Here is a 12,818-nt window from a genome sequence, read left to right as displayed (position 1 = left end):
AGGGATGTCCTTATTCGGTCTGGCCATGGCTCACGCATTCACCGCGCCGCCACAGGCTCCACTGGCCCGGCTGGTAGCGGGTCCAGGTTTCGTTTTCGGTCAAGGGTTCAGTGGCGATCACCGTGACCACGTCGTTGGGCGTGGTTTCGGCCTGGAAGTCGACGATCACATCCACATCCTTCAGCCGCGCCGGGCCGAATGGGGCGCGCCGGGTGATCTGCGCCAGTTTGGTCGAGCAATAGCAGAACAGCCAGTCACCGTCGCTGAGCAGGCCATTGAACACACCCTTGCTGCGGTATTCGCTGCAGGCCTGGATCAGGGTCGGCAGCAGTTCCTCGATTTCCACCGGCTCGGGAAAGGCGGCCCGCACCCGGTTCAGCAGGTCACAGAAAGCCGCTTCGCTGTCGGTATCGCCTACCGGGCGGTAGAAGCTGGCCTGGGGCTGGAAATCCGCCAACTGGCCATTGTGCGCAAAGCACCAGTTGCGGCCCCACAGCTCGCGGACAAAAGGATGAGTGTTGGCCAGGCAGACCTTACCGACGTTGGCCTGGCGGATATGGCCGATCACCACTTCGCTCTTGATCGGGTAACGCTGAACCAGGTTGGCCACTTCCGACTCGCTGCTGGCCGCCGGGTCCTGGAACAGGCGCAGGCCGCGGCCTTCATAGAAAGCGATGCCCCAGCCGTCGCGATGGGGGCCGGTGCGGCCGCCGCGCTGCATCAGCCCGGTAAAGCTGAAGACGATATCGGTCGGTACATTGGCGCTCATGCCCAACAACTCACACATGCTCGGACTCTCGCTTCAATGCCGGGGGCAGCGTTACAAACGCGGTTCGACCCGCGTATTCAGGGGGGTGCCGGCTGCAGGCTGGCGGCCGTAACGGTCATTGCCGGCGCCACCGAAGGGCTGGTCATCCTCCACTTCGGCAGCCTTGGCGGCAGCTTTCGCCGCTTCGTTGCGTTCCCGGCGCTCCCTGGCCGCGCGCTCAATGGGCCAGCGGATCAGCACGAACAGCAGGTAGACGCCAAAGGCGATCATGCCGTACATGAACAGGTCGGATACCGCACGCCAGGCGTTGTTGCCGACCTTGAAGGCTATATCCAGGGCGGTGATGGCCACGGCCGGGGCAAATTTTTCCTTGACCGGGTCGATGATGGTCGGGCTGAACAGCAGCACCGCCACCAGCACTCGCAGCGGTTCGCGCAGCCAGCGCCACATCCAGCGGGTCAGGCGCATCCACACCAGCAGGCAGCCCAAGGCGGCGAAGGCATAGAGCCCCCAGGCGATCAGATAGTCGTTCTCGGTCATGGTGTCCATGGCAAGGCAGGCAAAGAGGCGCTTATGATAACGACTTTTGCCGTGTCAGGCTGCACCGCCGTCTGCCCAGCCCTCATTTGTCATCGCCCGAGAGCCACCCATGCCCTTAACCGCCAACGACAGCAACGCCCCGATTGCCCACAAGGCCGAAGGCGCTGACCCGTATGCCTGGCTGCAGGAACGCGACACCGACGCGGTGCTCGATTACCTGAAGGCTGAAAACAGCTACCTGGACGCCCAGTTGGCGCATCAGGGGCCCCTGCGTGAAACGCTGTTCCAGGAGATCAAGGGGCGGATCCTCGAAACCGACCTGTCCCTGCCCTCGCCCTGGGGCCCGTACCTGTACTACACCCGCACCACCGCCGGCGACGAATACGCCCGCCACTATCGCTGCCCGCGCCCGGCGGACGACAGCCTGACGGTGGACGAAAGCCGCGAGCAACTGCTGCTGGACCCCAACGCCCTGGCCAATGGCGGCTTCTTCTCCCTCGGGGCCTTCAGCATCAGCCCCGACCACCAGCGCCTGGCCTACAGCCTCGACACCACTGGGGAGGAAATCTACACCCTGTTCGTCAAGGAACTGGCCAGCGACAAAGTCAGCGAGCTGTCCTTCGACAACTGCGACGGCAGCATGACCTGGGCCAACGACAGCCTGACCCTGTTCTTCGGCGAGCTGGACGATACCCACCGCCCGCACAAGCTGTTGCGCTACCGGCTGGATGGCACCGCCGCCGAGGAAGTGTTCCACGAGCCGGACGGACGCTTCTTCCTGCATTGCTACCGTTCCAGCTCCGAACGCCAACTGCTGCTGTCCCTGGGCAGCAAGACCACCGGCGAGACCTGGGCCCTGGACGCCACGCAGCCACAGCTGCCGTTCACTTGCCTGGCGCCGCGGGTCGAAGGCCATGAATACGATGTCGACCACGGCCTGCTGGACGGCCAATGGACCTGGTTCATCCGCAGCAACCGCGACGGCATCAACTTCGCCCTCTACCAGGCCGCGGACAACGGCGCGATCCCCGAGCAGGACGACTGGCAACTGCTGGTGCCGCACAACCCCGAGGTAATGCTCGACGGTGTAACCCTCAACGCCGCAGCCATGACCCTGAGCCTGCGCGAAGGCGGCCTGCCGATCATCGAAGTGCACCCCCGGGACCTGCCGGTGTACCGCGTGCAACTGCCGGATGCGGCCTACAGCCTGCACGTGCAGAACAGCCTGGAGTTTTCCAGCGAGCGCATCCGCCTGCGCTACGAGGCCCTGAACCGCCCGGCCCAGGTGCGCCAGCTGCAACTGGCCGACGGCCAGCAGCAGGTGCTGAAGGAAACCCCGGTACTGGGCCCGTTCGACCCCGAGGCCTACGTCAGCCAGCGCCTCTGGGCCACCGCCGCCGACGGCACCCAAGTGCCCATCAGCCTGGTGGTCAAGCGCGACTGCCTGGGCCAGCCGACGCCGCTGTACCTCTACGGCTACGGTGCCTACGGCGAAAGCCTCGACCCCTGGTTCTCCCACGCCCGCCTGAGCCTGCTCGATCGCGGCGTGGCCTTTGCCATCGCCCACGTGCGCGGCGGCGGCGAGCTGGGTGAGGCCTGGTACCGCGCCGGCAAGCAGGAACACAAGCAGAACACCTTCAGCGACTTCATCGCCTGCGCCGAACACCTGATCGCCCAGGGCCTGACCAGCGCCCAGCAGTTGGCCATCAGTGGCGGCAGCGCCGGCGGCCTGCTGATCGGCGCGGTACTCAACCAGCGCCCCGAGCTGTTCAAGGTCGCCATCGCCGAAGTGCCTTTCGTCGATGTGCTCAACACCATGCTCGACCCGGAACTGCCGCTGACCGTCACCGAATACGACGAATGGGGCAACCCCGAGGAGCCCGAGGTCTACGCACGGATCAAGGCCTACGCGCCCTACGAGAACGTGCGCGCCCAGGCCTACCCGGCAACCCTGGTGATCGCCGGCTACAACGACAGCCGCGTGCAGTACTGGGAGGCGGCCAAATGGGTGGCCAGGTTGCGGGCCACCAGGACCGACGACAACCCGCTGCTGCTCAAGACCGAACTGGGGGCCGGCCATGGCGGCATGAGCGGGCGTTACCAGGGATTACGTGACGTAGCCCTCGAATACGCCTTTATCCTGAACATTCTGGGCCTGGCCTGAGGAACTCCCGGCGGCGTACCTGTCTTAACCCAGAACGCCGCCGGCAACCGCCGGACCGGGCCTGCGCCCGTGCAACAGACACAAGAAAAAGACCGTGATCCCATGTCCGAACCCACCTTACTGAACAACGAGATCCGCGACTGGCTGATGGACTGCGGCCTGTTCGACCAGTTGTTGCCCGCCGACTTCAACGCTGCGGCCGGCTACTTCAGCATCAGCAGCATCGCCGAGGGCGAAGCGATCTTTCATGAGGGCGATGCCGGCAGCTTCATGTGCATCATCCACAGCGGCCAGGTGGCGGTGCAAAAGCGCAACCACGACGGCCAGCCGCTGACCATCGCTACCCTGCGCAGCGGCCGGGCCTTTGGCGAAATGGCGGTGCTCGATGGCGAGCGACGTTCGGCTACCTGCGTGGCCGCCAGCCATTGCCAGTTGCTCAACCTGGGCAAGGACTCCCTGGAGAAGATGCTCAACGATGCGCCAAAGATCGCCGCCAAGATCATCCGCGCCCTGGCCGTGTCGCTGTCAAAGCGGCTGCGCATGGCCGACGGCCAGTTGCTCGCGCAGCAGATCTGAGCCCCGGGGTACCCTCGCCCGCTACATCCATCAACCCTGAACCTTGGGTTTGCTGTCGTTCTGCTCCAGCCCTGGCAGGGTCTGGTCCTTGGGCGGCTTGGGCATGTCGATCGGCGGCAGCAGGGGCGCGCTGCCACTGCTGCCGGCTTTCGGCGTGCTGGGCGGGGTGACTTGCGGATAAGGCGTAGGGGTCGCGGTGCCCGGGGTGCCGAGGGTCGGCGCCGGGGTCACCACCGGGGCACTTTGCGGCTCGTCGGCCAAAGCCGGGCCGGCACCAAGCGCCAGGGCAGCGGTGAGGGCGAGCGCCGCTTGGGCAATCACCGTTAGAATAGTGCGCTTCATCAATGGCTCCATTGCTATTGTCTGGCGTCAGGCTACTCCCAACCGGGGCGTTTTGCCTTCCTCAATGAGATCTCCATGAAACGTTTCGTACTGCTGGACACTACTGCGATTCCTGAAAACGGCGGTGCCTTGTGCCTGTTCGAATACGGTGAGGATTTCGTCATCAAGATCCAGGGCGGCGACGGCGGCCAGTTGATGAACACACGCATGCACGGTTCCGAGGACGCCCTGGCGCAGATCCCTTGCAGCAAGGTCGCCGGGCGCCCGAACTCGCGGGTGCTGATCGGCGGCCTGGGCATGGGTTTCACCCTCGCCGCGGCTCTCAAGCACCTGGGCAAGAGCGCCGAGGTGGTGGTCGCCGAGCTGGTGCCCGGGGTGGTGGAATGGAACCGTGGCCCGCTCGGCGAAAAGTCCGGCCGGCCGCTGCTGGACCCGCGCACGGTGATCCGCCTGGAAGACGTGGCCAAGGTCCTGCAGGCCGAGCCCCAGGGCTTCGACGCGATCATGCTCGACGTCGACAACGGCCCCGAAGGCCTGACCCAGAAAGCCAACAGCTGGCTCTACTCCAGCGCCGGCCTGGCCGCCTGCGCCCGGGCCCTGCGGCCCAAGGGCATTCTTGCGGTGTGGTCGGCCAGCGCCGACCGGCAGTTCTCCGAGCGCCTGCGCAAGGCCGGCTTCAAGGCCGAGGAAGTGCAGGTCTTCGCCCATGGCAATCGCGGCACCCGGCACACCATCTGGATTGCCGAGAAGCTCAAGGCCTGAGCTAAACTTTGTCCATTACCGTCATTAGTCCTTCTACAAAGGTGAACCCATGAGTTCGTCCACTCCTCCGTCCAACACCGCCAAGCTGGACCGTATCCTTGCCGACGCCCAGCGCGACCGGGAAATGGGCTACCGCGACAAGGCGCTGAAAATGTACCCCCATGTCTGCGGCCGCTGCGCCCGGGAGTTCTCCGGCAAGCGCCTGAGCGAGCTGACCGTGCACCACCGCGATCACAACCACGACAACAACCCCCAGGACGGTTCCAACTGGGAACTCTTGTGCCTGTACTGCCACGATAACGAGCACTCGCGCTACACCGACCAGCAGTACTTCGGCGAAGGCTCCCTGAGCACCCCGAAAGTCGCCAAGGCGACCCACAACCCGTTCGCCGCCCTGGCCGGGTTGATGAAGAAAGACCCGGAGTAAGCACCAGCCGCCGGGCATATTGTGGCCAGCGAGCGTGCTCCCGTTCGGCGGCAAGGCAGCCGTAAACCCTGTGTCCCCGGCCGGCCCGCTACACTGCATTGGCCGGCGTCGGGAGCAAGCTCCCTCGCCACAACAAGCCACCGAGCCGTGGGCAATCCCCGTATAATCGCGCTCTTTTCCCCCAAGGCGCTTTGTTCGTGGCAAACAAAAGGTACAGTTGCATCGGTTTGTATAACCCCAAGTCACCGGAGAACGTCGGTTCGGTGATGCGCGCCGCCGGCTGCTATGGCGTCGCCTCGGTGTTCTACACCGGCAAGCGCTATGAGCGGGCCCGCGACTTCGTCACCGACACCAAGAAGGTCCACCAGGACATTCCGCTGATCGGCATCGACGACCTGAAGAAAATCCTCCCCCTGGGCTGCATTCCGGTGGCCGTGGAACTGGTCGAGGGTGCCCGCCCACTGCCCGAGTACACCCACCCGGATCGCGCCCTGTACATCTTCGGCCCGGAAGACGGCTCCCTCGACAAGGAGATCCGCGACTGGTGCGAGGACGTGGTCTACATCCCCACCACCGGTTGCATGAACCTGGCAGCGACAGTCAACGTGGTGCTCTACGATCGCCTGGCCAAGGGCAACAACACCCGCTCCGGTCCCAAGTTCTGAGCACACGCCGGTCATTGCCCGGGAACCTGTGACGCCTTCGTGCAGTCAGCCTTGTATCCCTTACCGCCCTTGGAGACAGATCATGAGCGAGCGCAAACAGCTGCAAACCATCGAATCGACCCCGTTCCAGAGCCAGCCCACCCAGAATGTCCAGGGCTGGGAGCGCATCGGCTCGCTGGCCGGCGGCGTGGTGATGATGGGCAAGGGCCTGCGCCGTGGCGGCGTATTCGGCCTGATCCAGGTAGCCATCGGCGGCGTGGCCCTGGCCCGGGGCATCACCGGGCACAGCTCGGCGAAAAGCCTGCTGGAGAAAAGCCGCCAGGACATGAACAACGTGCGCAACAAGATCGAACGCGCTGCAGAAGAGCTGCGCAACCTGAAAGCCGATGCCGAAGCCGCCGGCCGCAACGCCAAGGCCGCCAGCAATGATGAAGTGAAGGTGCCCAAGGCCTGAAGCCGGGGCGTCCTCATGGACGCCTGGGGCCAACCGCGCCGGGTCAGCGCAGCAGGCTGGTGTCGAGGACCCTGGAGGACTCGCCCAGCACGCTTTCACTGAGCTGGATGAATTCGGCGGTGCTGACGCTTTCCAGGCGCATCGCCGCTTGCAGGACATCGTCCAGGGAACGCTTGTTGCGGGTCTTGAGGCGAATCTCCCGATCCAGCTCCTGCAATAGCAACACCGCCTTGGCCACTGTGGCGCTGTCCACCTGTTCGCCGCGCAGGCTGGTGACCTTGTGGCCGTCCCGGGCCAGGCGCTTCTCCAGCACCTGGTAACGTTCATCGCTGATGCCACCGGCACGGCGCAGCAGCTCGATGGCGTAGTACTGCGCCAGCCCTTCACTGATCCAGTCGCTGCGCTGGCTGTCGTTGATCCGTGCCAGAGATTGCACCAGCTCCCGCAGCAAGGGGCTGGCGCCGCTCTCGCTGACCAGCGGCAGGCGGCTGTGCAGGAACAGTGAATCGCGCCCGGCCAGGCTGCCGCGCCACATCGGATCGGCCGCGCCGACGATCAACAGCTTGCTCGGCTGGCGGGGAAACACCGCCTGCACCTGCGGCCAGACAAAGGTCAGCAGGGTCAGCACATCCATGCGCCGCATGCCCTGGCCCAGTGGCGAGACCACGCTGACGTCGGTTTCCCCCAGGCGCGTGCGGCGGCTGCCCAGGGTGCCGGCGAGCATCCAGCCGGCGGGACGGTCGAACAGCCGCGAGGGGTTGTCGATGCGAAAACGGTGCTTGCCGATCCGCGGCCAGGCGGTCTCGATGCTCTTCCAGCCGGCGGGCAGTTCGAAATCCAGGCGCGCCACCAGCTCGATGCCGTCCTGCTGGTCCAGGTGCGCCGGCGGCACCAGGGTTTCGCCGCGCAGCAGGGCCCAGTTGGCAGTACTGCGGCTGTCATAGCTGCCCTTCTTGATGCTGTGGTTCAGGCGTACCCGGTAGCTCAGGCTGGCCTTGCCGCTGGCCGGGCGCCAGACCCCACGCTGACCGCCGGCACCGGCGGGGGCGGCCTGCCATTGGCCGTCGGCCTTGAAGTCGCTGTAGTCGCCGGTCGAGCCCAGATCGAAATCCAGGCTGCGCAGCGCCGCGCCGTCGGCCAGGGTCAGGCGCACTTCGGCCTGATCGCTCTGGGGCAGGAAGCGCACGTGATAATCCAGATCGACCTTCTTCGCCGCAAACGCCGATGCACTCAATGCCAGCATCGCAGCGGCCAGCGCCAGCTTCGCCCCCACCCTCATACCCTCTCCTTGCTATTGAAACCTCGAAGCCGGCGCGGCGAACCCTCAGCCTGCGCGGAAAATCAGATGATCCTCCCAGTCCTCTTCCGCCACGCTGCCTTCGGCGAGCATGCGGCCGGACTGGGAAATACGTTCGTGGTGCACCGCATCGCGGTCGCCGCACACCAGGTGGTGCCACAGGGGCAGGTCCTTGCCCTCGCTCACCAGGCGGTAGCCGCAGGTGGGGGGCAGCCACTTGAATTCGTCGGCCTTGCCCGGGGTCAGCTGGATGCAGTCGGGCACCGAGTCGCGGCGGTTGGGGTAATCGCTGCACTGGCAGGTCTTGAGGTCCAAAAGCTTGCAGGCGATGCGCGTGTAATAGACGCTGTTGTCGTCCTCGTCTTCAAGCTTTTGCAGGCAGCACAGACCGCAGCCATCGCACAACGACTCCCATTCGTCCTGGTCGAGTTGTTCGAGGGTTTTGCGTATCCAGAAAGGTTCGACTTTGGCGGCCATGGCTCAAGCATCAATATCCGAGGGTGAAAAGGCCGCCAGTCTAGTGCCGAAGAACCGGCGGGCCAAGCGCTGGCGACTGTCGGTAGGCCGGGACTTGTCAGCGGGCCATGGGCACAGTAGCTTTGCCCCTCGGACCGACCCGCGTCCGTGTGCCATTAACGCTTGACCGCGTTGCACCCGGCAAACCGCACGGGGTCAGGAATACCCCTTCGCTCAGCTCATCTGCGCTTGCCGGTTTATTCCACTCATCTCACATGCTGCCAGGAGTTTTTCCATGAGCGCCAACACTCGCGTTGCCGACTACGCCATCCACCCGCAGTTCACCCAGCGCTGGTCGCCCCGGGCCTTCACCGGCGAAAGCATCCCCGAAGAAACCCTGCTGAGCTTCTTCGAAGCCGCACGCTGGGCGCCTTCGGCCTACAACTCGCAGCCCTGGCGCTTCCTCTATGCCCGCCGCGACACGCCGAACTGGGAACGCTTCCTCGGCCTGCTCAACGAATTCAACCGTGGCTGGGCGCAACACGCTTCGGCCCTGGTGATCGTGATTTCCAAGACCACCTTCACCGTGCCCGGCGCCAGCGAGGAAACCCCGGCCCTGTGGCACACCTTCGACACCGGTTCGGCCTGGGGCCACCTGGCCCTGCAAGCCAGCCTCAGTGGCTGGCACACCCACGGCATGGCCGGTTTCGACCAGGAACTGACCCGCAAGGAACTGAAGATCCCCGAAGGCTATGCCGTGCACGCCGCCGTGGCCGTGGGCAAGCTGGGAGACAAGTCGACCCTGGCCGACTACCTCCAGGCCCGGGAAGAGCCAAGCCCGCGTCGCCCCCTGAGCGAAACCGTGGCCGAAGGCGATTTCAGCCTCTAAAGCCGCGATCGCCTCTGTAGGAGCGAGCTTGCTCGCGAAGCCCTGAAGGCTGCCGCGCTTGCCTGGCAAGCGCGGCTTTCGCGAGCAAGCTCGCTCCTGCGATCAGGTCCGTTTCAATAGCCCCGGGCGAAATCCACTTCGCCGCGCAGGGCCTGCCCAGCCTGATAAGCCCGCAGGTTGTCGACGAACAACTGCACCATCAATTCCGGCGAGGTCGGCGCCGAACTGTGGCCCGTCAGCAGCAAGCCCCAGGCGGTCCAGAACGGATGCCGTTGCGGCAAGGGCTCCTGGCGGCAGACATCGATCACCGCCCCCGCCAGATGCCCATCCTTGAGGGCCTGCACCAGGTCCGCATCGACCACCGCCACGCCCCGGCCAACATTGATGAACAACCCCGTGGGCTTGAACTGCTTGAACAGCGCCGCGTCGTACAGGTCGTGAGTGCTCGGGGTGTTGGGCAGCAGGTTGACCACGTAGTCCACCTCCCCCACCAGGCGCCCCAGGTCTTGCAGGCCGGCCACTTCGATAAAGGGCGCCTGCTCCCGGGGCTGGCTGGCGATGCCGTACAGCTTCACGCCAAACGGCAGGAGGAACTGCGCCACGCTCTGGCCGATGTCGCCGGTGCCGACGATCAGCACCTTGCGCCCCACCAGGCTCTGGCCCAGGCGGTTGTCCCACTTGCGCTCGACCTGGCTCACCAGGCGCGCCAGCACCTCGCGCTCATGGCCCAGGATGTAGGTCAGCACGTACTCGGCCATCACCTGGCCGAAGATGCCCACGGCCCGGGTCAGGCGGTAGTGCCGCGGCAGGCCGTCGGCCAGCAGCGGGGTAATGCCGGCCCAGGTGGATTGCAGCCACTGGGGCTGGTGCCCCTGGCGCAGCAGGGTGGCCAGCAGGTCCGGCTGCCCCAGCCAGACCGGACAATCCGCCGCCAACCGTGCCAGCTCGGCGGAGTCGCCACTGGTCAGCACTTCCAGCTCCGGGGCCGCCTGACGCAACAGGCGGGCATAAACAGCGTGATCGTGTTCGGCAATCAGAACGCGCATGGCTCAAACCTTAAAAAACGGTGCAGGCAGCCGCCGACGGAGAATCGCTCCATCGATCAAGGCGGCTGCCAGGTCAGTCAGTTGCACTTACAAGGACGCCCGGGACCGGGCGCCTACAGGTCAGACCGGATCATTGCGACGCAGCAGCTCTTCGGGCAAGTGCTCGATATACTCGTCTTCTGCCGGTGGCATCTGCAGGTGGTAGCCCTGCTTGTCGAGGTTTTCCAGCACCTGGTGGATGTCCTCGCGGGACAGCTTGCGCTCCGGGCTCAGCACCAGGTCGAAGGCATGTTGCGGCTTGCCGAAGGCCAGCAGCAGGTTTTCCGGCACGCGTTCCAGAGCCTCGCTTTTGAGCACGTAGAGGTACATCTCGTTCTTGCGCGGGCTTTTGTAGATGGAGCAGATACGTTTCAAGGCTGTTCTCCGGCGGTGGCCAGGCTGTCCAGCAGCGCCTGGCCCATCAATTCGCGGCGCCAGCCACGCAACGAATCAGGCAATTGGTAAGGCCCGTTGGGGAAGCCGCTCTTGAGCAGGCTCTCCAGGGTTTTCTTGCGCAGCATCACTTCCGGGGCGATCCCCAGGCGCTCGGCCTGGGCCTGGCCCACGGCCTTGAGGCGCTTGAGCAGGGCCGCGGCTTCGATCGGCAGGGGTTCGGGCACGGCCGGCGGCCATTGATCCGGGCCGACGCTGGCGGTGCGCTTGATCAGGTCGAGGAGGAACTCGCCGTCCTGGCGCACGGTACGCGGGTGCATGTCTTCGATCTTGGCCAGCGCCGACAGGTTGTCCGGCTGGGTCTTGGCCAGGGGCCACAGGGCATGCTCGCGCACGATACGGTTGCGCGGCAGGTTGCGGGCACGGGCCTCGCGCTCGCGCCAGGCACACAGTTCACGCAAGACCGCCAGCTGGGCGCGGGACAGTTTCCAGGCCAGCTTGGCTTCGCGGTAGACCTCGTAGGGGTCCACTTCGCGGCGCAGGTTGGCCACCAGCTCGGCGCCGTCTTCCAGCACCCAGCGGTACTTGTCCTCGGACAACCTGGGCCGCAGTTCGGTGAACACCTGGGCCAGGTGCACGGCGTCTTCGGCGGCGTAGCTGACCTGGGTTTCCGACAGCGGGCGCTGCAGCCAGTCGGAACGGGTCTCGCCCTTGGGCAGGTCGATGCCCAGGACTTCCTGCACCAGGCGCGAATAGCCCATGGAGAAACCCAGGTTCAGGTAGGCGGCCGCCAGTTGCGTGTCGAACAACGGCGCCGGCAGGCTGCCAGTCAGGCGCAGCAGGACTTCAAGGTCCTCGCTGCAGGCGTGCACCACCTTGACCACTGCCGGATTCTCCAGCAGGGCCGCCAGTGGCTGCCAGTTGTCGATGGTCAAAGGGTCAATCAGGTAGGCGCGCTGCCCATCGCCAATCTGCAATAGGGCGGCAATGGGATAGAAAGTGTCGACCCGCATGAATTCGGTGTCGAGGGCGACGAATGGCAACTGCTGCCACTGGGCGCAAAGCTGACCGAGGCTATCGTTGTCGCGAATCCAATGTATATCGATGGCCACACGGCTCTCCCTTGAAGAATGGCGCGCAGTATATATCGCCTCCGGCGATTTCCGAGCATTCACCCGACAAGAGCAAGTGAGAAACCATCTGCCGGAGGGCAAGAATAGTCCGAGACTCTGGGCTAACCCTGTTTTCTCAGCACATAGACCCGCGAAGGCGCCCAACCGGGCAGCAGGTCCCGATGGTCGAGCACTTCAAAACCGGCTTCGCGGAACTCCGCTTCCAGCTGCACCTTGCTGGCCAGCGGCAGCATGCCGGAGCTGGCAGAAGCGGGTCTGGCGATCTGCAACAGCGGTTCGATCCGCGTGGCCAGGATCACCGTGTCCCGGCTGACCCGGTAGAACTCGCGCAGCAGGGCCAGGCGATCCTCGCCCCGGGTCACGTGGGCAAAGAGTTGCATGCAGATGATGCAGTCCACCGCATTGGCCGACAGGCCGATATTGAACGCCGAGCTGTGAAAGGTCTTGACCCGTTTCAGCAGGCTGGCCGGGTGGTGGGTCTGGGCATGGTTCAACATGTCCTGGGAAGGGTCCGCCGCCAGAATCACCCGGTTGCCGTGCTCGCCCAGCACCGGCCAGTAGCGCCCGGCGCCGCAGGCCACATCCAGGATCAGCCCCGGCTCGCCGGCTTCCTTCAGGGCGTGACGTACCAGGCGCGCCGTGCGCCAGGCGGCCAGGCGCGCGCCGATCCCGGCTGGCCGGGGCTCGCGGCAGACGCGCGCGTGCTCCTGGTCGTAGCGCCGAGCGAACTCAAGTTCGATGGACGGTGGGGGATGGGACGACATGAACGGCGAACTCTTTTTGGAATCCAGGGGCCACAGGTTAACGTGCCATTCGTGAAAAAAAGGTCGAAAGCCCGCATCGCCTTCCAGCACCGGTACTTGCCT

The 12,818-nt window shown here is 65.2% G+C and carries 16 protein-coding genes; 7 read left to right on the top strand and 9 right to left on the bottom strand.

Annotated features, from left to right (window positions below):
- Positions 1 to 10: 10 nt before the first annotated feature.
- Together BM382_RS15980 and BM382_RS15975 are read right to left on the bottom strand one after the other, a co-directional pair.
- Positions 11 to 787 (bottom strand): class II glutamine amidotransferase, encoded by a 777-nt coding sequence (locus BM382_RS15980; protein ID WP_011059847.1) that lies wholly within the window; start codon positions 785 to 787, stop codon positions 11 to 13.
- 33 nt (positions 788 to 820) lie between these two features.
- Positions 821 to 1,318, bottom strand: coding sequence for a hypothetical protein (locus BM382_RS15975; protein ID WP_011059846.1), 498 nt, complete (start codon positions 1,316 to 1,318; stop codon positions 821 to 823).
- Between the two features lie 100 nt (positions 1,319 to 1,418).
- On the opposite strand from BM382_RS15975, the gene BM382_RS15970 reads away from it, so the two are divergent.
- Positions 1,419 to 3,473, top strand: a complete 2,055-nt coding sequence (locus BM382_RS15970; protein ID WP_072443279.1) for a S9 family peptidase — start codon at positions 1,419 to 1,421, stop codon at positions 3,471 to 3,473.
- Between the two features lie 102 nt (positions 3,474 to 3,575).
- On the top strand, positions 3,576 to 4,049 hold the full coding sequence (locus BM382_RS15965) for a cyclic nucleotide-binding domain-containing protein (RefSeq protein ID WP_011059844.1): 474 nt from the start codon (positions 3,576 to 3,578) through the stop codon (positions 4,047 to 4,049).
- A gap of 30 nt (positions 4,050 to 4,079) precedes the next feature.
- Here BM382_RS15965 and BM382_RS15960 read toward each other — a convergent pair whose 3' ends face one another.
- Complete coding sequence (locus BM382_RS15960; RefSeq protein WP_011059843.1) at positions 4,080 to 4,391, bottom strand: hypothetical protein; 312 nt, start codon at positions 4,389 to 4,391, stop codon at positions 4,080 to 4,082.
- Between the two features lie 75 nt (positions 4,392 to 4,466).
- Here BM382_RS15960 and BM382_RS15955 point away from each other — a divergent pair, with 75 nt between their 5' ends.
- From BM382_RS15955 to BM382_RS15940, 4 genes are all read left to right on the top strand, one after another.
- Positions 4,467 to 5,153 (top strand): spermidine synthase, encoded by a 687-nt coding sequence (locus BM382_RS15955; RefSeq protein WP_015634551.1) that lies wholly within the window; start codon positions 4,467 to 4,469, stop codon positions 5,151 to 5,153.
- A 49-nt stretch (positions 5,154 to 5,202) separates the two neighbouring features.
- The gene (locus BM382_RS15950) at positions 5,203 to 5,580 is read left to right on the top strand and encodes a YajD family HNH nuclease (RefSeq protein WP_011059841.1); all 378 of its coding nucleotides are present in this window, start codon (positions 5,203 to 5,205) and stop codon (positions 5,578 to 5,580) included.
- Positions 5,581 to 5,777: 197 nt separating this feature from the next.
- Positions 5,778 to 6,245, top strand: a complete 468-nt coding sequence (locus BM382_RS15945; protein WP_011059840.1) for an RNA methyltransferase — start codon at positions 5,778 to 5,780, stop codon at positions 6,243 to 6,245.
- 82 nt (positions 6,246 to 6,327) lie between these two features.
- Positions 6,328 to 6,699, top strand: a complete 372-nt coding sequence (locus tag BM382_RS15940; protein ID WP_011059839.1) for a YgaP family membrane protein — start codon at positions 6,328 to 6,330, stop codon at positions 6,697 to 6,699.
- 43 nt (positions 6,700 to 6,742) lie between these two features.
- Here the strand turns inward: BM382_RS15940 and BM382_RS15935 are convergent, their stop codons facing one another.
- Together BM382_RS15935 and BM382_RS15930 are read right to left on the bottom strand one after the other, a co-directional pair.
- A complete protein-coding gene (locus BM382_RS15935) occupies positions 6,743 to 7,978 on the bottom strand; it encodes a hypothetical protein (protein WP_019093313.1) in 1,236 nt (411 codons plus the stop codon).
- 45 nt (positions 7,979 to 8,023) lie between these two features.
- Positions 8,024 to 8,473, bottom strand: coding sequence for a YcgN family cysteine cluster protein (locus tag BM382_RS15930; protein ID WP_015634549.1), 450 nt, complete (start codon positions 8,471 to 8,473; stop codon positions 8,024 to 8,026).
- A gap of 274 nt (positions 8,474 to 8,747) precedes the next feature.
- Between BM382_RS15930 and BM382_RS15925 the strand changes: the two genes are divergently transcribed.
- Positions 8,748 to 9,341 (top strand): nitroreductase family protein, encoded by a 594-nt coding sequence (locus tag BM382_RS15925; RefSeq protein WP_011059836.1) that lies wholly within the window; start codon positions 8,748 to 8,750, stop codon positions 9,339 to 9,341.
- Between the two features lie 113 nt (positions 9,342 to 9,454).
- Here BM382_RS15925 and BM382_RS15920 read toward each other — a convergent pair whose 3' ends face one another.
- The 4 genes from BM382_RS15920 to BM382_RS15905 form a co-directional block, all read right to left on the bottom strand.
- Positions 9,455 to 10,387: a D-2-hydroxyacid dehydrogenase gene (locus BM382_RS15920; RefSeq protein WP_011059835.1), complete on the bottom strand. Its 933-nt coding sequence runs from the start codon at positions 10,385 to 10,387 to the stop codon at positions 9,455 to 9,457.
- 120 nt (positions 10,388 to 10,507) lie between these two features.
- Positions 10,508 to 10,801, bottom strand: coding sequence for a YcgL domain-containing protein (locus BM382_RS15915; RefSeq protein WP_011059834.1), 294 nt, complete (start codon positions 10,799 to 10,801; stop codon positions 10,508 to 10,510).
- Complete coding sequence (gene rnd, locus BM382_RS15910; protein ID WP_011059833.1) at positions 10,798 to 11,931, bottom strand: ribonuclease D; 1,134 nt, start codon at positions 11,929 to 11,931, stop codon at positions 10,798 to 10,800. The genes BM382_RS15915 and rnd overlap by 4 nt, the downstream gene beginning before the upstream one ends.
- Before the next feature lie 122 nt (positions 11,932 to 12,053).
- Positions 12,054 to 12,716, bottom strand: coding sequence for a class I SAM-dependent methyltransferase (locus BM382_RS15905; RefSeq protein WP_072443303.1), 663 nt, complete (start codon positions 12,714 to 12,716; stop codon positions 12,054 to 12,056).
- Positions 12,717 to 12,818: the final 102 nt, after the last annotated feature.

It is taken from the genome of Pseudomonas sp. NFPP25 (genome assembly GCF_900116505.1).
GTDB classification, from domain to species: domain Bacteria; phylum Pseudomonadota; class Gammaproteobacteria; order Pseudomonadales; family Pseudomonadaceae; genus Aquipseudomonas; species Aquipseudomonas protegens.
Note: the sequence above shows the minus strand (reverse complement) of the source record. Positions and strands in the feature narration are given on the sequence as shown.